The following is a 21151-nucleotide window of genomic DNA, read 5'->3' as shown; positions in this document are numbered from 1 at the left end:
TCTACGGTCCGTTCATCAGCATGACCTCCGTGAATGCCGCGGCTCCACTCTTCCCCACAAGTGGGGCCGCGTGTTCGCATTCATGACCATGCTGAAGAACATCGTTCACGTACATGTTCCGTTCCACCCCCACTCCCTATGGAAGGGATCAGAACATGACCGTTGCGACACGACCGCCCGCCCGGCGCGCGGCGACCGGCGCGCTGGCCGCCCTCGGACTCTCCGTTGGCATGCTCATGACCTCAGGGGCCTCCTCCGCGCAGGCCGCCACCTGGCCGACCCCCAACGGCAGCGAGGGCGTCTCCTCCACCATCTCGGTGTCCGGCACCAAGGACTACGGGATGAAGCGCCTGTACGGCACCGGCGACCTCGGCTCCGACGGCCAGGACGAGGACCAGGGCCCCATCCTGGAACTGGCGCCCGGCGCCGTCCTCAAGAACGTGATCATCGGCGCCCCGGCCGCGGACGGCGTCCACTGCAAGGGGAGTTGCACGCTCCAGAACGTCTGGTGGGAGGACGTCGGCGAGGACGCGGCGACCTTCCGGGGCTCCTCGTCGTCGAACGTCTACACGGTCTCGGGCGGTGGCGCCAAGGAGGCCGACGACAAGGTGTTCCAGTTCAACGGCGCCGGCACCCTGAACGTCTCCGGCTTCGCCGTCAAGAACTTCGGCACCTTCGTCCGGTCCTGCGGCAACTGCTCGACGCAGTACAAGCGGACCATCAACCTCAGCAACATCGAGGTGAGCTGGAAGGGCGGCCGGATCGCCGGGATCAACACCAACTACGGCGACAGCGCGACCCTGCGCGGCATCACGATCCTCGGGGACAGCAGCAAGAAGATCGTCCCGTGCCAGAAGTACATCGGCAACGACGACGGCGACGAGCCGGACTCCAACGGCTCGGGCGCCGACGGCACGTACTGCAAGTACTCCTCGTCCGACATCACCTACAAGTGACACGTCAGGTCCGGGTGCCGTGCGCCCGGACCTGTCCGGACTGCTCCCGCTGGTAGCGCGCGTAGGCGTCCCGCAGGGCCGTCCCCGGCCAGCCGGCGGGGAGCAGCTCCGCGGGCAGCACCGGGTCGGCGAGCAGGTGCCGCACGACGGCCGCGAAGGCGGTGAGGCCCTCCGCCGGACGCCGGGCCCGGTGGACATGGGCGAGCAGCACCCGCGCCGTGTCCGCCCACTCGCCCAGCGGCCACAGGCGCGCGGCCAGTTCGCGGGCCGGGGCCTCGGGGCGGGAGACGAGCCGCTCGGTCACCCCGTCGAGACCCACGGGCAGCGGGCGGTCGAGGTTGGCGGGGCGCAGCCAGACACCCTCGCGCAGTTCGGCCAGGCGCAGGGCGGTGAGCCCGGTCCGCAGTTCGGCACGGGCGGCGGGACCGCGCCCCGTCGCGGTGATCACGAGCGTCTCCCAGTCACCGTCCCACGCGCGCGTGTGCGGGCGCAGGGCCTCGTCCTGGCGCCGCTGACGCTCCAGCAGCCGCTCGCTGAGCCGGTATCCGGTGTCCGTGCGGCGCAGGTCCCCGGCGGCTGCCATCCGGCTGAGCGCCGCGCGCGCGGTGGAGGCGCCGACGTCGAACCCCGCCACGAGCCGCACCAGGTCCCGCGCCGGCAGTTCCGGCGGGTGGGTGCCGAGCAGCAGGCTCAGGACGACCGACCGCGCGGACAGCGGACGCAGGGCGAGCCCGTCGGGGGCCCCGGAATCGCTCATCCGCGCGGGCACGTGTCGTTCGTCCACATGAGCACGTACTGTACGTGCGCCCATCGTGTTGCACTATTGCTGCGGCCGCAGGGAGAGTGCAACACTCGGGTCATGACGACACTCGCACAGGAGCCGCCGTACGAGTCCCACGAGCTGTCCGACGAGCCCTGGGGCGGCCCCGAGGGGTACGCGACGCACGACGTCACCAATCAGCCGCCTCCCCTGGCCCCCTACGACGCGTCCGACGACACCGCCCTGCTGGAGGGCGTTCGGCGGGAGGGCGCCGGGTGGGCCGAGGACGGTCTGCGACGGCTGGGCCGGCGGGCGGGCAGCGCCGAGGCGCAGGAGTGGGGCGACCTCGCCAACCGGCACGAGCCCGTGCTGCGCACCCACGACCGGTACGGCAACCGGGTCGACGAGGTCGAGTACCACCCGAGCTGGCACCACCTGATGCGGGTCGCGGTCGGCGAGGGTCTGGCCGGCGCGCCGTGGGCCGACGACCGGCACGGCGCCCACGTGGCGCGGACCGCCGGCGGACTGGTCTGGGGTCACACCGAGGCGGGGCACGGATGCCCGACCTCGATGACGTACGCGGCCGTCCCGGCGCTGCGCGCGCAGCCCGAACTGGCGAAGGTCTACGAACCGCTGCTGACCTCCCGCGAGTACGAACCGGGGCTGCGGACGCCCACGGACAAGCGCGGGCTGCTGGCCGGCATGGGGATGACCGAGAAGCAGGGCGGATCGGACGTCCGGACCAACAGCACGACGGCCACCGCGACCGCCGAGCCCGGCGTCTACACGCTGCGCGGGCACAAGTGGTTCACGTCGGCGCCGATGTGCGACGTGTTCCTGGTCCTGGCCCAGGCGGCCGGGGGCCTGTCCTGCTTCCTGGTGCCCCGTGTGCTGCCCGACGGCACCCGCAACACCTTCCGCATCCAGCGCCTCAAGGACAAGCTCGGCAACCGGTCCAACGCCTCCTCGGAGCCCGAGTTCGACGGGACGGTGGCCTGGCTGGTCGGGCCCGAGGGGCAGGGCGTCAAGACGATCATCGAGATGGTCAACTGCACCCGGCTGGACTGCGTGATGGCCTCGGCGACGCTGATGCGCAAGACCCTGGTCGAGGCCGGGCACCACGTACGGCACCGCACCGCGTTCGGCGCCCGGCTGGTGGACCAGCCGCTGATGCGCAACGTCCTGGCCGACCTCGCGCTGGAGTCCGAGGCCGCGACCACCCTCACCCTGCGGCTGGCCGGCGCGGCCGACCGCGCCGTACGCGGCGACGAGGGGGAGGCGGCGTTCCGGCGGATCGCCACCGCCGTCGGGAAGTACTGGGTGACCAAGCGGGGGCCGGCGTTCACCGCGGAGGCCCTGGAGTGCCTGGGCGGCAACGGCTACGTGGAGGAGTCGGGCATGCCCCGCCACTACCGGGAGGCACCGCTGCTGTCGATCTGGGAGGGCTCGGGGAACGTCAACGCCCTCGACGTGCTGCGGGCGCTGGGCCGCTCCCCCGCCGCCGCGCACGCGCTCTTCGGTGAACTCTCCCTGGCACGCGGGGCGGACGCCCGGCTGGACACGGCGGCGGACCGGCTTCGGGCGGGGCTCGCCGAGGCGTCCGAGACCGGTGCCCGCCGCCTGGTGGAGCTGATGGCCCTCACCCTCCAGGCCTCCCTCCTGGTCCGGCACGCCCCGCCCGCCGTCGCCGACGCCTTCTGCGCCACCCGGCTCGGCGGCGACTGGGGGCACGCGTTCGGCACGCTGCCGGACACGGCCGACCTCGACGGGATCCTGGCGCGGGCGCTGCCGGGCGAGGACTGAGCGAGACCGCGCGAAAGACACCTCCGCGGAACCGACATCACCGTCCTGACCTGGTACGACTCCCTTTCCAGGGGTGACTGTCAGTGGCTGGGTGCAGACTGGCCCGTGTCCGAGACGAAGGCGTCGACGAGGACGCCGCGGAGGTGATCGGCATGACCGAGGTACTGCTCGCCGTGGGCACCCGCAAGGGCCTGTTCATCGGGCGCCGGCGGGGTGGCACCTGGGAGTTCGACGAGAGTCCCTACTTCAACGCGCAGGCGGTCTACTCGGTCGCCCTGGACACCCGCGGCGACGCCCCGCGGCTGCTGGCCGGCGGCGACAGCGCGCACTGGGGGCCGTCGGTGTTCCACTCCGACGACCTGGGCCGGACCTGGACCGAACCGGCCGCACCCGCCGTGAAGTTCCCCAAGGACACCGGCGCCTCCCTGGAGCGGGTGTGGCAGCTGCACCCGGCGGCCGCCGAGCCGGACGTGGTGTACGCGGGCACGGAACCGGCGGCGCTGTACCGCTCGGAGGACCGCGGTGAGAGCTTCGAGCTGGTCCGCCCGCTGTGGGAGCACCCCACCCGGTCGAAGTGGGTGCCGGGCGGTGGCGGCGAGGGGCTGCACACCGTCCTCACCGACGCCCGTGACCCCAGGTCGGTGACGGTCGCCGTCTCGACGGCGGGCGTGTTCCGCACCGCCGACGGCGGCGCCAGCTGGGCACCGTCGAACTCCGGTGTCTCCGCCGTCTTCCTGCCGGACCCCGACCCGGAGTTCGGCCAGTGCGTCCACAAGGTCGCGCGGGACGCGGCCAACCCGGACCGCCTGTACCTGCAGAACCACTGGGGGGTGTACCGCAGCGACGACGCCGGTGCGCACTGGACGGACATCGGCGAGGGCCTGCCCTCCACGTTCGGTTTCGCGGTGGCCGCCCATCCGCACCGCGGCGACACGGCGTACGTCTTCCCGATCAACGCCGACGCCGACCGGGTGCCCGCCGACCATCGGTGCCGGGTCTTCCGCACGGCGGACGCGGGCAAGAGCTGGGAGCCGCTCTCGGCGGGCCTGCCCCAGGAGGACCACTACGGCACGGTGCTGCGCGACGCGCTGTCCACGGATGACGCGGAGCAGGCGGGCGTGTACTTCGGCAACCGCAACGGCGAGGTGTTCGCGTCGGCCGACGACGGCGACAGCTGGCGGCAGTTGGCCTCCCACCTGCCGGACGTGCTGTGCGTGCGGGCAGCGGTCGTCGGGTGAACCGGACCGGGGGGACGGGCCTTGGCCACCGGTTGATCGGCGTCACCCGTACGGCAGTAGGGTGACGCCCGTGGCACCACGACCCTTGAATGAAATCGTCGAAGCGGGCTGGGCGAAGGCCCTGGAGCCCGTCGCCGGGCGGATCACCTCGATGGGTGAGTTCCTGCGCGCGGAGATCGCCGCCGGACGCACCTACCTCCCGGCGGGGGCGAACGTCCTGCGGGCCTTCCAACAGCCCTTCGACGACGTCCGGGTCCTGATCGTCGGACAGGATCCCTACCCCACTCCGGGGCACGCCGTCGGGCTGTCGTTCTCCGTCGCGCCCGAGGTACGCCCGCTGCCCGGCAGCCTCCTCAACATCTTCCGGGAGCTGAACACCGACCTGAACCTGCCACAGCCCTCCAACGGCGATCTCACGCCCTGGACCCAGCAGGGGGTGCTCCTGCTCAACAGGGCGCTCACCACGGCCCCGCGCAAGCCCGCGGCCCACCGCGGCAAGGGCTGGGAGGAGGTCACCGAGCAGGCGATACGCGCGCTGGCGGCACGCGGCAAGCCGATGGTGTCCATCCTCTGGGGCCGCGACGCCCGCAATCTGCGGCCGCTGCTCGGCGACCTGCCGGCCGTGGAGTCGGCGCACCCGTCCCCGATGTCGGCCGACCGGGGCTTCTTCGGCTCCCGTCCGTTCAGCCGGGCCAACGACCTGCTGATGCGCCTGGGAGGTCAGCCGGTGGACTGGCGCCTGCCGTGAGCACCGGCTTCCTGGCCGTGGACTCCGGCGGCTCGGGGCTGCGCGTCGTCGTCGGCACCATCGGCGACGGCGGCGGCGGACACGGGCCGCTCGGTCGGCGGGCTTCGCGGGATCCCGTGCGCACCGGTGCGCACGGGATCGACCCCGGGCACCTCTTGGGGCAACTGCTGCCGATGGCCAGGGCGTTGACCGCCGAAGGCGGCGTCACCCGGATCGACACCGTCGTCGTCGGGGCCGCCGGGCTGGCCACGCTGGGCGACGCGCTGCGCGCCGAGCTGCCGGGCGCGCTGGCCCGGGAGCTGGGCGTGCGGACGGTCGCCCTGGTCGCCGACGCCGTCACCGCGTACGTGGGCGCCCTCGGGCCACGGGCCGGAGCGGTGATGGCCGCCGGCACCGGCCTGATCGCGGTCGGCACCGACCTGACCCGCTGGCGCCGGGCGGACGGCTGGGGGCATCTGCTGGGCGACTGCGGCGGCGGTGCCTGGATCGGGCGGGCCGGTCTCGAGGCGGCGCTGCGCGCCCACGACGGGCGGGAGGGCGGTTCCGCTCCGCTGCTGGCCCGCGCCGAGGAGCGTTTCGGCCCGGCGGCGGGACTGCCCGGACAGGTGTATCCGCGGCCCGACCGTCCGGCCGTCCTGGCCTCCTTCGCTCCGGAGGTGGCGGCGTGCGCGGCCACCGACCCCGTCGCGGCGGAGATCCTCGGGGCCGCGGCCCGGCACCTGGCCGACTCGGCCGCCGCGGTCTGTCCGGCCGCCGGTGAGCCCCTCGTCGCCGTCACCGGCGGGCTGACGCGGCTGGGCGACCCGCTCCTCGTACCGCTGGGAGACGAGCTGGCGAAGCGCCTGCCGCAGGCCCGGTGGACGGCCGCAGAGGGCGATCCGCTGGACGGCTCGGTCCGGGTCGCGACCGCCCTGGCGACCGGTTCGTTCACGCTTCCGGGTGACGACAGGATGCTGTGGGTGACGACCGCGCCGGACGGCTGAGAACCGGTCCGCCGACGAGGTGAATCGTGCCGATGTCGGCCGATCCGTACATCACTCATCAGACAAAACCGGACGGATACCGCTCACCTGCACCCTCCCCGAACAGGGAAACCCCGGAAACCAGTAACATGCGGCGCCATGAGCTCCCCCACTGGGCCCGCGTCCGGCCTGCCAGTACGAATGCCGCGCCCCCGCCAGCCCGGACGGCACCGCCGTCCCGAACCCCTGGTGGCTCCCGAGGGCGCGCCGGCGCTCGTCCTCGCGGTGCCGGGGACGCCCAGCAGCGCCACCCGGGGCCTCGCCGACGAGGTCATCAGCATCGCCCGTTCCGAGCTGCCCGGGCTCGACGCCCGGATCGGCCACCTCGACGGGGAGGACGACGCCGAGTTCCCCTCCCTGACCACCGTGCTCGTCCGGGCCGCCGAGGAGCGCGCCGCCCGCTTCGAGCAGGCGCGCGCCGCCGGACTGGACGTGAAGGAGCCGGAGGGTCCCGTCGCGGTCGTCGTGCCGCTGCTCGCCGGGCCGGACAACGCGCTGCTGCGCCGGATCCGGCAGGCCGTGATGGACAGCAAGATCGCGGCCGAGCTGACCGACGTTCTGGGGCCGCACCCGCTGCTGGCCGAGGCGCTGCACGTGCGGCTCTCCGAGGCCGGTCTCGCCCGGGCCGACCGCGCCCGGCTGTTCACCGTGGCGACCGCCGCGGACGGCATCATCCTCGCCTCCGTCGGCGGTGACGAGGCCGTGCAGGCGGCCGGGATCACCGGCATGCTGCTCGCCGCGCGCCTGGCCGTGCCGGTGATCGCGGCGGCGCTGGACGAGGAGGGCTCGATCGCGTCCGTCGCCGAGCAGCTGCGTTCCTCGGGGTCGCAGCAGCTGGCGCTCGCGCCGTATCTGATCGGCCCGGAGATCGAGGCGTCCGTGCTGGAGGAGGCGGCCAAGGAGGCGGGCTGCTCCACCGCCGAGCCGCTCGGCCCGTACCCGGCGATCGGCAAGCTGGCGCTGGCCAAGTACACGACGGCGCTCGGTATCTCGCCGCAGCAGGCGCAGGGGGCGCCGGTTCGGTGAGGGGCGCGTGCGCTTGCGTTTCCAGGCGTGTGTGAAGGGGCCCGCTCCTGGTGAGGAGCGGGCCCCTTCGGCGTGGCAGCGGGGGTACGGGGCCGTCGGTCGGGATGGCGTCCGGCGTGGGTGCGGGCGCGGCGTGGGGCGCGCTGCCCGGCGCTTGCGGGGTGCCTCCCAGGTGTTCCAGGGGCTGGGGGAGGCACGACTGCCCGCAGGCCGGGGCGGCACGGCTGCCGGCAGCTACGCGGGGGCGAAGATCACGCAGGAGGCCGCCGGGACCGCCAGGGAGCCCGTGCGGCGGGGGATGCCGGTGGCCGGGTCCAGGGCGAACCAGGTCACGTCTCCGGAGCGCTCGTTGGCCGCGTACAGGAAGCCGCCGGACACGGCGATGTCGCGGGGCCAGTGCCCGCCGCAGGGCACGGTGGCGGACAGCCGCAGGCCGTCCGGTTCCACCACGAACACGGACAGGACGTCCTCGCCGCGGGTCGCGGTCCACACGAAGCGGCCGTCGGGCGACACGGCGATGCCGGACGGGTAGGCGTCGCCCGCCGGGGCCCCCGGCAGCAGCGGCACCTCGGTGAGGGGCTTGAGCACGCCGTCGTCGGCGTCCCAGTGGCAGACGGTGACGGTGGGCGCCAGTTCGTTGACGACGTAGGCCTGGGAACCGTCCGGATGGAAGGCCAGGTGCCGCGGTCCCGACCCCGGCCGCAGCGCCACCTCCCGGTGCACGGCGGGGGCACCGTCGGTCAGGGTGCAGATCCGCACGGAGTCGGTGCCGAGGTCCACGCTGACGGCCCAGCGCCCGCTGGGGTCGGGCCGCACCTGGTGGGCGTGCGGTCCCTGCTGGCGCTGGGCGTGCGGGCCGGAGCCGGTGTGCCGCAGCACGCCGGAGGCGGAGCGGGCGAGGGTGCCGTCGGCGCGGACCGGTACGGCGGTGACGGTGCCGGAGCCGTAGTTGGCGGTCAGCACGTGCCCGGCGTACAGGCTGAGGTGGGTCGGCCCGTCGCCCTCGACGGACACCGGCCGCCCGGCGGGCTCGGGCCGGTCCCCGCTCACCCGGTAGGCGGCCACCGCGCCCTCGGCCGTCTCGCTGACGGCGTAGAGCGTGTCCCCGTCGGGCGCCAGGGCCAGGTAGGAGGGGTCGGCCAGACCGTCCGTACCGCTCACGACCGTGAGGGCGCCGCTGTCGGGGGCGACGGTCGCCGTCAGGATCCCGGGGCCGCCGGCCGCCGTGAACGACCCGATGTATGCCCGCCGCTGCCGCCTGCCGCCGTCCGTCACCGCTGCCCCTCTCGCCCTGCTTCGTCTGCCCGCTTCGACTGCCTGCTTCGTCCTGCGTCGCGTCGAGTGCCGTCCCGGTCGCCCGGCCTGATCGTCCGCCCGGGAGCGACGGTAGCAGTCGATCACGCGCGGTCTAGACCAAACGGGTGTCGCGGGGGCGGCGGGCGAGCCGGGTCAGGCGCCGGCCAGGCGCGAACCGGAGGGGGTGCGCAGGGGCGTGGCGAGTTCGGCGAGGGCCTGTTCCAGGTCGTGGAGGTGCGCCAGCGCGGGTTCGGCGGCGCGCGGTCCGCCGGTACGGGCGGGCACTGCGCCTCCGCCGGTGAGTGCCTCGACCGCGGCCTCGACACGCCAGCAGGCGGCGGCCAGCCGTGCGTCGTGCGAGGCTTCGGGGTCGGCGGCCACGGCGACCAGGCCCCGGATCTCCCGGGCGCAGTCGTCGAGCAGGTCAAGGACCCGGCGGGCCCGCCGCCTGCGGCCGTGCATCGGGCTCAGCGGGTGCACGAGCGGGGCGACCGACAGCCGTACCCGGCCCAGCAGCTGCTCCAGCTCCGCCACGCGCGGCGCCGGATCGGCGCCCTCGGTTCCGGCGAGCCGGGCGGCGGCCTCCGCGGTGCAGGCGTGCACGCAGCGCAGGGCGCGCTGGATCCAGACGTCGGTGACGGCGTGCGTGGTGACGGGCAGGACGAAGAGCACGGCGAGCGCGGCGCCGAGCGCACCCACGCCGGTCTCGGCGATCCGCAGCGCGAGCAGGCCGGGGCCGAGGACGCCCAGGAGGCCGTAGAGCAGCTCGGCGAGCAGGGTGACGCAGAGCATCATCCAGGTGTAGGAGACCGCGGCGGTGTAGAAGATGCCGAAGACGCAGGCGGCGGCGAGTACGGCGGTGGGCACCGGCGCTCCGGCCACCGGCACGGCGATCAGGAAGCCCAGCCCGATGCCGACGACCGTGCCGAGGACCCGGCGGAAGCCGCGCACCAGCGTCTCGCCGCGCGAGGTGGTGTTGACGAACACCCACCAGGTGGCGCCGACGGCCCAGTACCAGCGGTCGCCGGACACCAGCTGGCCCACGACCAGGGCGAAACCGGCGCCCGCGGTCGCCTGCACGGCCTGCCGGGTGGTGATGCGGGCCAGTCCGGTGCCGGCGGGCGGCGCGGGGACGGCGGGCGCGGGCCGGCGGCGCTCGTAGCACCACAGTCCGAACCGCACCGCCGCGGCGGTGGCCACGGACAGCAGGACGGCGGCGAACATCTCGGGCAGCCGGTCCGTGGTGGCGTGCAGGAACTGGGCGATGAAGAAGGTCATGAAGGCGAAGACGCCGAGGCTGTGCCCGCGCGGGCCCCAGCGACGCGCGTACACGCCGGCGCCGACGACGGCGAGGAAGGTGAGATCCCGGGCCACCGGGAGGTCGTGCAGCGCGGCGGCCGCGGTGAGCACGGGCAGCCCGGCGACCGGCAGCAGCGCGGTGGTGAAGGCCTGACCGCGCACGGTGGCGTCGGTGACGGTGAAGAGCGCGAGCAGGGCGGCGAGGCCCCCGATGATCGCGCCGATCAGGGACGTACCGGCCAGTCCGCACACCACGACGGCCAGCCCGATGCCGAGGACGGCCCGGGCCGCGAACCGCAGCCGGGACCGTCCCGGGTCCGGGCTCACGAACACCTTCTTCAGCACTGATTACCGCCCCCTCGCTCGCTCACGCCACCGGCCCGGAAGTCACCACACGCAAAAGGCGCCGCGGGGTCCGCAGCGCCATCGACACGTCTATAGGAGCATCCCGGACGCCAGTGGCTCAACAGGCTGCCGTCGGAGTGGGCCATTGGTACTGTGATCACGGCATGCCTGCGGCCACCGGAGAGCCAATGGCCGACTGAAGGGGGCCGGACCCGCGATGGCCGTCGACGAACTCGACACCCGCATCCTGCGGCTGCTGCTGGAGCAGCCGCGCACCAGCGTGCGCGAGTACGCCCGCCTCCTCGGGATCGCCCGCGGCACTCTCCAGGCCCGCCTCGACCGCCTGGAGCGGGACGGCGTGATCACCGGTACCGCTCCGTCCCTCTCCCCCGCCGCCCTGGGCCATCCGGTGCTCGCGTTCGTGCACATCGAGGTCACCCAGGGCCACCTGGACGAGGTGGGCGAGGCGCTGGCGGCCGTGCCGGAGATCGTCGAGGCCTTCTCCATCACGGGTGGCGGGGACCTGCTGACCCGCGTCGTGGCCCGTGACAACGCGCACCTGGAAGACGTGGTGCAGAAGCTGATCAGTCTGCCCGGCGTGGTCCGCACCCGCAGCGAGGTGGCGCTGCGCGAGCGCGTGCCGCACCGGTTGCTGCCCCTGGTGGAGTCGATCGGGCGCTCGGCCCGCAGGTGATCCTTGGCATCCTGGACGCCATGAGCACCATGGGCCCCCGGGGCGGCATCTCGGTCATCTTCGATCTCGACGGAACGCTCGTGGACAGCGAGCCGAACTACTACGAAGCGGGTCGGCGCACCCTCGCCGAGTACGGTGTCCCGGACTTCACCTGGGCCGATCATGAGACGTACGTGGGCATCAGCACCCAGGAGACGGTCGCCGACTGGAAGCGGCGGTACGGGCTGCGGGCCACGGTCGGGGAACTGCTCGCCGTGAAGAACCGGCACTATCTCGGGCTCGCCCGCACCTCGGCCCGCGCGTACCCCGAGATGCGGAAGTTCGTCGAACTGCTGGCGGGCGAGGGCGTACCGATGGCGGTGGCTTCGGGATCCTCGCCCGAGGCCATCGCGACGATCCTGGCGCGCACCGGCCTGGACGCACACCTGCGCACGGTCGTCTCGGCCGACGAAGTGGCACGCGGCAAACCCGCCCCCGACGTCTTCCTGGAGGCCGCCCGCCGGCTGGGCGCGGACCCGGCCCGCTGCGTGGTGCTGGAGGACGCCGCTCCCGGTGCCGCCGCCGCGCACGCGGCCGGAATGCGCTGCATCGCGATCCCGTACGTCGCGGGGCAGGCCGACGCACCGGAGTTCGCCACCGCGGAACTGCTGGTGCGCGGTGGCCAGGAGGAGTTCACCGCGCGGGCGGCACACGACTGGCTGCGGACCGACCGAAACGATGTGGGGGAAACGATATGAGCAAGTGCTCGAAACGGTGATCAGATCGCTTCTCGAATCCGTATCTCCTGGTGTCCGAGCCTGTCTTCGCCCCAGGAGGCACGATGCGCATCACGCGCACCACGGCAGGGACCGCCTTCGTGGCCGGTGCCCTGGTCCTCACCCTCACCGCCCTCGCCTACCCGGCCATGCTCGGGGTGCAGAACGCGGGCAGTGACCAGGCCCGGGTCGTCACCAACACGCGGTACGGGCCGCTCACCGAGCAGGACCGGGACTTCGTGGTGAAGGTGCGTGCCGCGGGGCTGTGGGAGCATCCGCTCGGGCTGATGGCCATGGAGCGGGGGACGACACCGGAGATGAAGGAGGCCGGTGAGCACCTGGTCGTCGGCCACTCCCGGCTGGACGCCACCTGCCGCAGGATCGCACCGGAGCTGGGCATCACCCTGCCCAACCTGGCCTCACCGCAGCAGCAGCAGTTCGTCTCGACCGTGAACGGGACGACGGGCAAGCAGTTCGACACCACCGCGGTCAACATCATGCGGATCACGCACGGCCAGATCTTCCCGGCCATCGCCAACATCCGGGCCAACACCAAGAACTCCCTGGTGCGGCAGCTCGCCGACCAGGCCAACGACACCGTCCTCGACCACATCACCGTGCTGGAGAAGACCGGGCTGGTCAACTTCGACCAGGTCAACTTCCAGCAGACCGCGCCACCGAACCTGCCCAAGGCACAGCTCACACCGCCGGCCCCGCAGCCCGGCGAGCCGGTGCTCTCGCTCACCGCGCCGCCCGGGCTCGAGGTCAACACCTCCGCACCGACGCCCAGCCCGACGGTCCGCTGACGTGTTGGGGGGGATGGGTCGGCCGTGGCGGGTCTGCCGACGACCGGTGACGGGTCCACCGAGGGCTGGCGGTGGCCGGTCCGCCGAGGACCGGCGGTGGCCGGTCCGCCGTCGGGGTCAGCGCTGACGCGGCCTGCCGCCGCGTCCGCCGCCCTTGCCCTTGCCGCCGCTCGCGCCCCGGTGGCTGCCGCCGGTGCCGCGCCGGGCACTCCCGGTCTGCTTCCCGCCGGATTTGCCGCCCGCGGCTCCGCCCGTCCTGCCGCCCGCCTTCCCGGCCGCCGGTTTGCGACGCGCGGAGGGGGCCCCTTCGGTGCGTCCGCCCTTGGAGCCCGCCGGTTCCGGCTGTCGGCCCCGGGTGCTGTTGACGGTCCGGCCCCGGACGATGCCGATGAAGTCCTCGACCCGGTCCGTGTGCGCGTCCTCGGGCCAGGACAGGGCCACGCTCGACTCCGGGGCGTCCGCGACCGTGCGGTACGTGAGGTCCTTGCGGTGGTGCAGGCGGGCCAGCGACAGCGGCACGAGCAGCACCCCGATCCCGGCCGCCACCAGTTCGACGGCGTCCGCGGTGGTGGCCGGGCGCTCGAGCGCGGGCCTGCCGGGCAGCCGCTCCCAGTCCAGGACGTCGTCCAGGGGGTGCAGCACGATCTCGTCGGCGATGTCCCCGACGGTCACCTCGTCGGCCGCGGTGACCAGATGGTCCCTGGGGACCAGCACGACCGTGGTCTCGGTGTAGAGGGGGATGGCGCTGAGCGCCGTACGGTCGACGGGCAGGCGTACGAGCCCGGCGTCGGCGTCGCCGCCCAGCAGCACGCCCGCCGCTTCGGCGGCGGGGACCTGGGTCAGGGCGAGGGGGACGTCCGGCAGCCGCTCGTTCCAGATGCGCACCCATTTGTCGGGCGTCACCCCCGGGACGTACGCGAGCCGGAACGAAGGGGGAGCTTCCGAGCCTGTCACCCGGCCAGGTTACCGGTCGTGGTCGGGAGCCACTCACACGATCGATACCCTTGACCGCATGACGTCGCACCAGAACACCCAGACCATGAAGCCCGCGACCGCGGCGAAGAAGCTGGGTGTGTACCTCGAGGCCACACCCGCCGACTTCCGGGAGGGCGTCGTCACGCGTGCCGAGCTGAACGCGCTCCAGGCCGACCCGCCCGCGTGGTTGCGCGAGCTGCGGCGCGACGGTCCGCACCCGCGGCCGGTGGTGGCGGCGAAGCTGGGCGTCTCCATCGCGGGCCTGCACCGGGGCGGGGTCACCGAGCCGCTGACCACGGAGCAGATCGACGCCCTGAAGCAGGAGCGCCCGGAGTGGCTGGAGCGGGAGCAGGCGGTCCAGGCCGACGTGCGCAAGGAGGCGGTCCGGGTGAAGAAGCTGCACGCCGAGCGGGCGGAGCGCGCCGAGCGCGACTGACCGGCCGCCCGGCCCCGGGCCTCGTTCCGTTCCCTGCCCGGCTCGTTCCCCGGCACCTTCCTCGGCTCATTCCTCGGCCTTCTGCGCCGTCAGGCTCCACGCGTACTGCAGCCAGTCCGACACCACGACCGCGCTCAGGCCCGCGCACACCAGCCGCCCCGCCCTGGGCGCGACGGCGTAGGTGCCCACGAGCCCGCCGGCCACCCAGGCGGAGGTGCAGAACGGGCAGGAGATCAGGTCACCGACGGCACGGCGCAGACCGGTCCCGCGCCCGGCGTCCATCACCTCGTTGGCGTTGCCCTCCCGTTCGCGGCGGGTGAAGGGGGCCCGCAGGAAGCTGGTGACCTTGTCCTTGGTCAGCAGCCGAGAGGCCTTGAACGTCGCCGTTCCCAGCAGGACCACGTCCCAGGCGGGGACGGAGTCGGGCAGCCGGACCCCACGGCGCCATGCCGTCACCGTGAACGCGCCGGCAGCGGCCGCGAAGGTCGTGGCCAGCGCCGCGTACCCGAGGAGAGGTGTCTCCTCGCCGTCGGCGTAGCGCTGCTCAACGTCCGTCATGGGTGTCTCCTCGGTCTCGGTGCCCTGTCTCTCCGGGGCCGCTCTCAGTGGGGTGCCGGACCGCCGAAGAGGTCGGCACAGTCGGCGGGCAGGTCGGCCAGCAGTCGGTCGAGGCGTTCACGGGGCACGGCCTCGGCGAGGGTGGACAGCACGGCGCCCGCGTCCCACTCGGCGGTGCGCGGCCGGGCACCGGTCTGCTGGGCCACCCGCCGGAGGAACTCCTCGCGCCCGAAGGTCTCGGGGCGCCCGCGTTCCAGGCGCAGCGCGTCGTCCAGGGGTGCGGGCAGGTCGCGGGCCAGGTCGGCGGCCTCCCCCGGCGGGATGCGGGACGCGACCACCCACAGCACGGCCGTGGCGACCTGCTCGGCCTCGTCGTCGCCGTGGAACTCACCGCGGTCGCGGACCCTGGTGAGGAACTCGTCGAGCCGCACGGCGTCGCCTCCTTGTGCCGGTTCGCGCCCCGGGCGGGTGCCCTGTGTACGTCCGGGAAAACGGGCGTAAGCTCCCCGCTCGCTCCCCCGCCTCGCTCCCCCGCCGTGCTCGCGGCGCTCTCTCACCGCCGTACGCCCGCACGTGCGGCGTCGGCGAGGTCGGTCACCAGTGTCAGGGCGTCCGCGTTGCCGGTGAACAGGGCGCGTCCGGCGGCGATCCGCCGGCGCCGGTCCCGGCCGGGTGCGGTGAGCCGCGCCAGGGCTTCGAGCAGCGCGGTCCGGTCCTCGGCGACCTCGGAGACGCCCAGCGCGGCCATCCGCCGGACGCCGTCCGCGCCGTGACCGGGTATGGGGCGATGGCCCACGACCGGCAGTCCGGCCGCGAGCGCCTGCACGGCGGTCTGACCGGCCGCGTTGTCGATCAGGGCACGGGCGGCGTGCAGCAGGCCCGGCATGTCCGTCACCCAGCCCAGGGCGAGGACACCGGGTGTGCCGGACAGCGTGCGGCGCAGCCGCCGGTTGTCGCCGCAGAGCACGACCGGCAGATAGCCGTGGTCGGCCAGGTGCCGGACGGTGGCGTCCAGGTGCGAGCCGACGCCCCAGGCACCGGCGGACAGCAGCACGGCGGGCCGCCCGGGGCCGAGCCGGTCGAAAGTCTCCCTCCACTGGGCCGCCCCGGGAACGTGGTCGGCGGAGAACTCGGGCGCCACGACGGGACCGCACGTTCCCGCCGGAGTGCCGGTGCTCCCCCGCACCTCGCGCGCCGCCTGCTCGGTGAGACACAGGCAGTGGTCGTTGCCGGGGTGCAGCCACTGCCGGTGGAGCTCGAAGTCGATCACGAGGACGACGCTGGGCACGGGCAGCAGCCCGCGGTCCCGTAGGTGCCCGGTGAGCTGGGCACCCAGGTGGAAGACGGGCACGACCACGTCCGCGCCGGTGCGTGCGGCCAACTGTCGCAGCCGGTCTCCGGCGAGCCGGGCCAGGGGCGTCCCGCTCGGCCGGCGTCCGGCGCCGGGTCGCAGGAAGAGGCGGTAGAGGGCGGCGTACGCCCACGGAAAGTGCCGTACGGACCCGCGGTAGAAGCACCTGAGGATCGTGCCCAGGCCGTACGGCAGGAGGGCGAGGACGTCGACGGTCTGGGCGGTGTCACCGCGTTCCCGGGCCCGCCGGACCAGTTCGGCGGCGACCGTGTCGTGGCCCGCACCCATGCTCGCGCTGATCACCAGCAGACGTCTGCCGCCCTGCGGGCCGCGCGGGGTGCCGGGGCGCCGGGGCACTGATGAGCTGCGAGGATGCACGACGGACCAAGTTGCCGGTGCCACGGGTTCCAAACCATCGCACAAGCGGGCGTTTCGGGCGGCCCCTGGGGGATACTCCGTGACCGCCCGTCCGGCCGGATGCCGGGAGCCCGACCGCGAGGTCGGCCGCTTCCCGGTGCCCGCCCCGAGCCAAGGTGGTCCCCATGGTCCATGCGTTCTCCCGTCCCCGGTCCGTCCCCGGACCGCAGGTCGTCGCACCCGACGCGGACCGTGCGAGGCCCCGGCGGCAGCCCGTCGGACACCGGGACCCGCGGACCCGTACGGCGCTCGTGACGGGGGCGTCCTCCGGCATCGGCGCGGCCGTGGCCCGCCGTCTGGGTGACGAGGACGGCTGGCGGCTGGTGCTCACGGGCCGCGACCCGGTGCGGCTGCGCCAGGTCGCCGACGACACGTCGGCCACCGCGTTCGCCGCGGACCTCACCCTCCCCGGCGCCGGCCGGCAGCTCACCGACTTCACGCTGGCCACCGCGGGGCCGGTGGATCTGCTGGTGGCGGGAGCCGGGGTCGGCTGGGCCGGGGAGTTCCTGGACATGCCCCCGCGCACCATCGACGACGTGCTCGACATCAACGTGCTGGCCACGTTGCGGCTGGTGCGGCTGCTGCTGCCGGGGATGGTGGCGGCGGGGTCGGGGCGGGTGGTGCTCATCGGCTCGCTGGCGGGCAGTGTCGCGGTGCGCGACGAGGCCGTGTACTCCGCCGCCAAGGCCGCGATCGGTGCCTTCGCGGACTCGCTGCGCTACGAGTTGCGGGGCACGGGCGTCGGCGTCACCCATGTGGTGCCGGGCGTCGTCGACACCCCGTTCTTCGAGCGCCGGGGCGCCCCCTACCGGCGGTCCAGGCCGCGCCCGGTACCTCCCGAGCGCGTGGCCGAGGCGGTGCGGACCGCGGTGCTGCGGGGCCGGGACGAGGTGTACGTGCCCTCGTGGCTGCGCCTGCCCTGCCGGGTGCGGGGCGCGGCCCCGGGACTGTACCGGCGGCTGGCCGCACGGTTCGGATGACCGGGAGCACGCCGCGGTGAGTGTCCTCACCGTCGTCCTAGCCCTGTTCGCGGCGCTGTCCAACGCGGCGGCGTCGGTACTGCAGCGCAGGGCCGCGGCGCAGGACGAGGACCGGGCGGGGGCCCGGCACACGATGCTGCGCTCACTGCTGCGGCTGGTGCGCGACCGGTACTGGGTCGGCGGGGCGGCGCTGCTCGCGCTGACGACGGTGCTGCAGGCGGCCGCGCTGGCGGTGGGCAGCCTGGCCGTCGTCCAGCCGCTGATGGCCACCGAACTGCTGTTCACCCTCGTGGTCGGCAGTGTGGTCTTCCATCGGCGTCCGGACTCGCGGACGTGGCTGGCGTTCGTGGCGCTGGCCGTGGGGCTCGCACTGTTCCTGGGCGCGGCCGCCCCGGCGCCCGGTCACGACACCGCCACCGCCGGCCGTTGGGTCTGGGCGGGGCTGGCGCTGTTCGTCCTGATGACGGTCCTCGCCTCGGTCGGCAGCCTGGTGCACGGCGCGCCCCGCGCGGCGCTGTTCGGATCGGCGTCCGCGGTGGGGTTCGGCGGTACGGCGGCGCTGCTCAAGGAACTCACCGGGCGGCTCTCCCAGGGGGTGGGCGAGGTGCTGACCCAGTGGCCGCCGTACGCCACGGCCGTCCTGGGCGTGGCCAGCTTCCTGCTGCTGCAGAGCGCCCTGCGGGCGGGGACCCTCGCGGCCTCACAGCCCGCGCTGACCCTCGGCGACGCGCTGACCAGCGTCGCCCTGGGCTGGGCCCTGTTCGGCGAGGAGATCCTGCTCGGGGTGCGGGTGCTGCCCGAGCTGATCGGCGTGGCGCTGATCGGCATCGGCAGCGTCGGGCTGGCCCGGGCACCGTCGGTGCACGGCGCCTGGGACACGGCCCCGGCAGCTCGGGACGGTCCCGCGCGGGCGGAGAAGCGGTGACCAGGACGGAGCTGGGTGAACGGACCGGAGGCACCACGGATGCGTCACGCGTTTCCCACCGGACGGGCGGTGTACGCCCTCGCTCCGGTCGCCGCCGCGCTGGCCCACATCGGTCCGGCCGCGACCTGGCTGCCGGAACTGCGCCGCCGACGGTTCCCTGGCCTGGCCGGCCGGGGCAGCCCCGGCCATGTCGCGCTCACCTTCGACGACGGCCCGGACCCGGCGTCCACGCCGCAGTTCCTCGACGCGCTGGACGGACTCGGAGTACGGGCCACGTTCTTCGTCCTGGGCGAGAACGCCCTACGCCACCCAGCGCTGACCCGTGAGCTGGTCCGGCGCGGACATGAACTCGCCGTCCACGGCTGGACGCACGACCGCCCCTGGTGGCCGTCGCCGGCGCGGGACACGCGCGAGCTGCTGCGTGCCGTCCGGGTGGTGGACGAGGTGTCCGGACGTGTGCCGCGCTGGTACCGGCCGCCCTACGGGATCCTCACCTCCGGTCGCTGGGCGGCCGCCCGGCGGGCCGGGCTGCGCCCCGTGCTGTGGACGGCGTGGGGCAAGGACTGGCGGCACGACGCCACGCCCGCCTCGGTACGCGCGACCGTCGCGGCCGATCTGTGCGGGGGTGGCACGGTCCTCCTCCACGACACCGACCACGCCTCCGCCCCGGGCAGCTGGCGGGCCACGCTCGGCGCGCTGCCGGACATCGTGCGCGACTGCCGCGAGGCGGGGCTGGCGGTGGGCCCGCTGGGCGAGCACGGCGCAGGTGGGGCCACGGGGACGCCGGGAACGGCAGCGGCGGCGGGGACGACGGTGACGGCGGGCACGGCGGGGACCGCAGGGGCGACGGGGACCGCAGGGACGGCGTCGTCGTTTCGGTCACCGGCGCCGGGATAGCCGTAGCGTCATGAACGACAGCGACGATCGGCGCACGGCGGCACCGGACACGTCCTGTCCGCCCTGGGCCCTGCGCGAGTACGGCGTGCTCGCCGACGGTGAACGAGGTGCCGTCCTGGACCCCCGGGGCCGGATCGTGTGGCTGTGCGCCCCGCGGTGGCACGACGACGCGGTGTTCTCCGCGCTGATCGGCGGGGCCGGGCACTTCACGGTGGAGCCCGCGGACCCCTGGCACGTCTGGGGCGGCTCCTACGAGGAGGGCACGTTGATCCGGATCAGCCGGTGGGTGACCGCCGACTGTGTGATCGAGTGCCGCGAGGCGCTGGCCCTGCCGGCCCGCACGGACCGGCTCGTGCTGCTGCGCCGCATGCGGGTGGAGCGGGGCGAGGCGCGCCTCAACCTGGACCTGGACCCGCGGCCCGGTTTCGGGCAGGTCCGGATGGGCGACCGCCGGCGGGAACACGGGGTGTGGACGGCCGGGGCGCAGGGGCTGCGGATGCGGCTCGCCGGGGCCCCGGACGCGGTGTGGCGCGACGAGGCGGGGCTGCGCGGCGAATTCCGGCTGCGCGAGGGCGAGACGCACGACCTCGTCCTCGAACTGTCCTCGGGGCGGGAGACCGAACCGCTCGACGCCGACGCGCTGTGGCGAGCCACGGAACAGGAGTGGCGGCGGGCCGTGCCCGACTGCTCCCGGCTGGTCGCGCCCCGCGACGCCCGGCACGCGTACGCCGTCCTGCACGGGCTGACCAGCGTCTCCGGCGGGATGGTGGCCGCAGCGACCACGTCCCTGCCGGAACGTGCCAACAGCGGGCGCAACTACGACTACCGCTACGCGTGGCTGCGCGACCAGTGCTACGCCGCTCTCGCGGTCGCCGCGCACGGGCCGCACCCGCTGGTCGACGACGCCGTGCGCTTCGTCGCCGAGCGCATCCTCGCGGACGGCGACCGGGTGCGGCCCGCCTACACCGTCGACGGGCGGCCGGTCGGGAAGGAGCGTTCCCTGCGGCTGCCCGGCTATCCCGGCGGCAACGACCACGTCGGCAACGACGCGGGCGCCCAGTTCCAGCTGGACACCTTCGGCGAGGCGCTGCAGTTGTTCGCGGCGGCGGCCGCGCACGACCGCCTGACCGACGAGGCGGAACGGGCCGCCGCCGTCGCCGTGGACGTCGTCGAGCGGCAGTGGTTGAAGCCGGAGGCCGGTCTGTGGGAGCTGGAGGACCGGTGGTGGACCCACTCCCGGCTGAGCGTGGTGTGCGGTCTGCGGCGGATGGCCGAGGTGCTGCCCGGGGTCGCGGGGCGCCGGTGCGCCGACCTCGCCGACACGGTGCTGCGGGAGACCCGGCGTCGGTGCCTGCACGCGGACGGCCGCTGGCGGCGGGCCGAGGACGACGACGGGCCCGAGGCCGCGCTGCTGGTGCCGATGGCCCGCGGCTGCACCTTCGGGGACGACGGCGACGCCGCCACCCGCGCCTACGTCGAATCCCGCCTGTCCGAGGACGGGTACCTGTACCGCTTCGAACATCCCGGGGTGCCGCTGGGCGAGGCCGAGGGCGCCTTCCTGCTGTGCGGCTTCGCCATGGCGCTCGCCACGCACCGGGTCGGCGACCGGGTGAACGCGTTCCGCTGGTTCGAGCGCACCCGCGCGGCCTGCGGGCCGACCGGGCTGTTCGCCGAGGAGTACGACGTGCGCCAGCGCCAGCTCCGCGGAAACCTCCCGCAGGCCTTCGTGCACGCCATGTTGCTGGAGTGCTCGGTGCGCCTGGCCGGCGAGTCGGCGCTGCCCTGAGCCTCCTTCTCGGGCGACCGCCCTGTCCGGATTCCTCAGGCAGCCGCCTCCCTTTCTTCAGGCAGCCGCTTCCCTCCC

The 21151-nt window shown here is 74.3% G+C and carries 21 protein-coding genes; 14 read left to right on the top strand and 7 right to left on the bottom strand.

The genetic code is table 11. The annotated features are described in order from the left end of the window. The first annotated feature begins 155 nt into the window (after positions 1-155). A complete protein-coding gene (locus Sru02f_RS14215) occupies positions 156-956 on the top strand; it encodes a pectate lyase (RefSeq protein ID WP_109030386.1) in 801 nt (266 codons plus the stop codon). 4 nt (positions 957-960) lie between these two features. Here Sru02f_RS14215 and Sru02f_RS14210 read toward each other — a convergent pair whose 3' ends face one another. Then, on the bottom strand, positions 961-1713 hold the full coding sequence (locus Sru02f_RS14210) for a PaaX family transcriptional regulator C-terminal domain-containing protein (protein ID WP_167469463.1): 753 nt from the start codon (positions 1711-1713) through the stop codon (positions 961-963). Positions 1714-1815: 102 nt separating this feature from the next. On the opposite strand from Sru02f_RS14210, the gene Sru02f_RS14205 reads away from it, so the two are divergent. The 5 genes from Sru02f_RS14205 to Sru02f_RS14185 all read left to right on the top strand — a co-directional run bounded on the left by Sru02f_RS14205 (position 1816) and on the right by Sru02f_RS14185 (position 7553). Continuing rightward, positions 1816-3519 carry a DNA alkylation response protein gene (locus Sru02f_RS14205; RefSeq protein WP_109030384.1) on the top strand — a complete coding sequence of 568 codons (1704 nt, stop codon included), beginning with the start codon at positions 1816-1818 and terminating at the stop codon, positions 3517-3519. A gap of 83 nt (positions 3520-3602) precedes the next feature. Next, positions 3603-4757 carry a WD40/YVTN/BNR-like repeat-containing protein gene (locus tag Sru02f_RS14200; RefSeq protein WP_109030383.1) on the top strand — a complete coding sequence of 385 codons (1155 nt, stop codon included), beginning with the start codon at positions 3603-3605 and terminating at the stop codon, positions 4755-4757. A gap of 70 nt (positions 4758-4827) precedes the next feature. Next, positions 4828-5505 (top strand): uracil-DNA glycosylase, encoded by a 678-nt coding sequence (locus Sru02f_RS14195; protein WP_109030382.1) that lies wholly within the window; start codon positions 4828-4830, stop codon positions 5503-5505. After that, a complete protein-coding gene (locus Sru02f_RS14190; RefSeq protein ID WP_109030381.1) occupies positions 5502-6488 on the top strand; it encodes an N-acetylglucosamine kinase in 987 nt (328 codons plus the stop codon). Before Sru02f_RS14195 ends, Sru02f_RS14190 begins: the two co-directional genes overlap by 4 nt. Before the next feature lie 138 nt (positions 6489-6626). Then, positions 6627-7553 carry a sirohydrochlorin chelatase gene (locus tag Sru02f_RS14185; protein ID WP_109030380.1) on the top strand — a complete coding sequence of 309 codons (927 nt, stop codon included), beginning with the start codon at positions 6627-6629 and terminating at the stop codon, positions 7551-7553. A gap of 234 nt (positions 7554-7787) precedes the next feature. Here Sru02f_RS14185 and Sru02f_RS14180 read toward each other — a convergent pair whose 3' ends face one another. Further along, complete coding sequence (locus Sru02f_RS14180) at positions 7788-8828, bottom strand: lactonase family protein (RefSeq protein ID WP_109030379.1); 1041 nt, start codon at positions 8826-8828, stop codon at positions 7788-7790. A 174-nt stretch (positions 8829-9002) separates the two neighbouring features. Then, positions 9003-10493: an FUSC family protein gene (locus Sru02f_RS14175; protein WP_109030378.1), complete on the bottom strand. Its 1491-nt coding sequence runs from the start codon at positions 10491-10493 to the stop codon at positions 9003-9005. A 217-nt stretch (positions 10494-10710) separates the two neighbouring features. Between Sru02f_RS14175 and Sru02f_RS14170 the strand changes: the two genes are divergently transcribed. From Sru02f_RS14170 to Sru02f_RS14160, 3 genes are all read left to right on the top strand, one after another. After that, entirely contained in the window at positions 10711-11187 is a 477-nt protein-coding gene (locus tag Sru02f_RS14170; protein WP_003977712.1) for an Lrp/AsnC family transcriptional regulator, read from the top strand. Positions 11188-11216: 29 nt separating this feature from the next. Further along, on the top strand, positions 11217-11924 hold the full coding sequence (locus Sru02f_RS14165) for an HAD family hydrolase (RefSeq protein ID WP_373103715.1): 708 nt from the start codon (positions 11217-11219) through the stop codon (positions 11922-11924). A gap of 83 nt (positions 11925-12007) precedes the next feature. Beyond that, a complete protein-coding gene (locus tag Sru02f_RS14160) occupies positions 12008-12748 on the top strand; it encodes a DUF4142 domain-containing protein (protein ID WP_109030377.1) in 741 nt (246 codons plus the stop codon). Positions 12749-12865: 117 nt separating this feature from the next. Here Sru02f_RS14160 and Sru02f_RS14155 read toward each other — a convergent pair whose 3' ends face one another. Then, positions 12866-13702 (bottom strand): LysR substrate-binding domain-containing protein, encoded by an 837-nt coding sequence (locus Sru02f_RS14155; RefSeq protein WP_109030376.1) that lies wholly within the window; start codon positions 13700-13702, stop codon positions 12866-12868. Between the two features lie 58 nt (positions 13703-13760). On the opposite strand from Sru02f_RS14155, the gene Sru02f_RS14150 reads away from it, so the two are divergent. Next, entirely contained in the window at positions 13761-14159 is a 399-nt protein-coding gene (locus Sru02f_RS14150; RefSeq protein ID WP_109030375.1) for a DUF5997 family protein, read from the top strand. A 66-nt stretch (positions 14160-14225) separates the two neighbouring features. Here the strand turns inward: Sru02f_RS14150 and Sru02f_RS14145 are convergent, their stop codons facing one another. The 3 genes from Sru02f_RS14145 to Sru02f_RS14135 form a co-directional block, all read right to left on the bottom strand. Further along, entirely contained in the window at positions 14226-14717 is a 492-nt protein-coding gene (locus Sru02f_RS14145; RefSeq protein WP_109030374.1) for a DUF1360 domain-containing protein, read from the bottom strand. Positions 14718-14761: 44 nt separating this feature from the next. Beyond that, positions 14762-15148, bottom strand: coding sequence for a DUF2267 domain-containing protein (locus Sru02f_RS14140; RefSeq protein ID WP_167469362.1), 387 nt, complete (start codon positions 15146-15148; stop codon positions 14762-14764). A 122-nt stretch (positions 15149-15270) separates the two neighbouring features. Then, complete coding sequence (locus Sru02f_RS14135) at positions 15271-16425, bottom strand: MGDG synthase family glycosyltransferase (protein WP_109030372.1); 1155 nt, start codon at positions 16423-16425, stop codon at positions 15271-15273. Positions 16426-16610: 185 nt separating this feature from the next. On the opposite strand from Sru02f_RS14135, the gene Sru02f_RS14130 reads away from it, so the two are divergent. From Sru02f_RS14130 to Sru02f_RS14115, 4 genes are read left to right on the top strand one after another with little or no spacing between them, the layout of a single operon-like run. Beyond that, a complete protein-coding gene (locus Sru02f_RS14130; protein ID WP_109030371.1) occupies positions 16611-17465 on the top strand; it encodes an SDR family NAD(P)-dependent oxidoreductase in 855 nt (284 codons plus the stop codon). A gap of 16 nt (positions 17466-17481) precedes the next feature. Next, positions 17482-18390, top strand: a complete 909-nt coding sequence (locus Sru02f_RS14125; RefSeq protein WP_109030370.1) for a DMT family transporter — start codon at positions 17482-17484, stop codon at positions 18388-18390. Between the two features lie 39 nt (positions 18391-18429). Continuing rightward, positions 18430-19287: a polysaccharide deacetylase family protein gene (locus Sru02f_RS14120; protein ID WP_174855021.1), complete on the top strand. Its 858-nt coding sequence runs from the start codon at positions 18430-18432 to the stop codon at positions 19285-19287. Positions 19288-19297: 10 nt separating this feature from the next. Then, on the top strand, positions 19298-21073 hold the full coding sequence (locus Sru02f_RS14115) for a glycoside hydrolase family 15 protein (RefSeq protein ID WP_109030368.1): 1776 nt from the start codon (positions 19298-19300) through the stop codon (positions 21071-21073). The last annotated feature ends 78 nt before the right edge of the window (positions 21074-21151 follow it).

Origin of the sequence: Streptomyces rubrogriseus (assembly GCF_027947575.1) — a bacterium.
Lineage (GTDB): Bacteria > Actinomycetota > Actinomycetes > Streptomycetales > Streptomycetaceae > Streptomyces > Streptomyces rubrogriseus.
This window is presented reverse-complemented; position numbering and strand designations above follow the sequence as displayed.

What these genes read in the sequence shown, in the direction of transcription:
- Sru02f_RS14215 (WP_109030386.1), top strand. Translation starts at nt 156, where the DNA reads ATGACCGTTGCGACACGACCGCCCGCCCGGCGCGCGGCGACCGGCGCG.
- Sru02f_RS14210 (WP_167469463.1), bottom strand. Translation starts at nt 1,713, where the DNA reads ATGAGCGATTCCGGGGCCCCCGACGGGCTCGCCCTGCGTCCGCTGTCC.
- Sru02f_RS14205 (WP_109030384.1), top strand. Translation starts at nt 1,816, where the DNA reads ATGACGACACTCGCACAGGAGCCGCCGTACGAGTCCCACGAGCTGTCC.
- Sru02f_RS14185 (WP_109030380.1), top strand. Translation starts at nt 6,627, where the DNA reads ATGAGCTCCCCCACTGGGCCCGCGTCCGGCCTGCCAGTACGAATGCCG.
- Sru02f_RS14170 (WP_003977712.1), top strand. Translation starts at nt 10,711, where the DNA reads ATGGCCGTCGACGAACTCGACACCCGCATCCTGCGGCTGCTGCTGGAG.
- Sru02f_RS14165 (WP_373103715.1), top strand. Translation starts at nt 11,217, where the DNA reads ATGGGCCCCCGGGGCGGCATCTCGGTCATCTTCGATCTCGACGGAACG.
- Sru02f_RS14160 (WP_109030377.1), top strand. Translation starts at nt 12,008, where the DNA reads ATGCGCATCACGCGCACCACGGCAGGGACCGCCTTCGTGGCCGGTGCC.
- Sru02f_RS14150 (WP_109030375.1), top strand. Translation starts at nt 13,761, where the DNA reads ATGACGTCGCACCAGAACACCCAGACCATGAAGCCCGCGACCGCGGCG.
- Sru02f_RS14145 (WP_109030374.1), bottom strand. Translation starts at nt 14,717, where the DNA reads ATGACGGACGTTGAGCAGCGCTACGCCGACGGCGAGGAGACACCTCTC.
- Sru02f_RS14130 (WP_109030371.1), top strand. Translation starts at nt 16,611, where the DNA reads ATGGTCCATGCGTTCTCCCGTCCCCGGTCCGTCCCCGGACCGCAGGTC.
- Sru02f_RS14120 (WP_174855021.1), top strand. Translation starts at nt 18,430, where the DNA reads ATGCGTCACGCGTTTCCCACCGGACGGGCGGTGTACGCCCTCGCTCCG.
- Sru02f_RS14115 (WP_109030368.1), top strand. Translation starts at nt 19,298, where the DNA reads ATGAACGACAGCGACGATCGGCGCACGGCGGCACCGGACACGTCCTGT.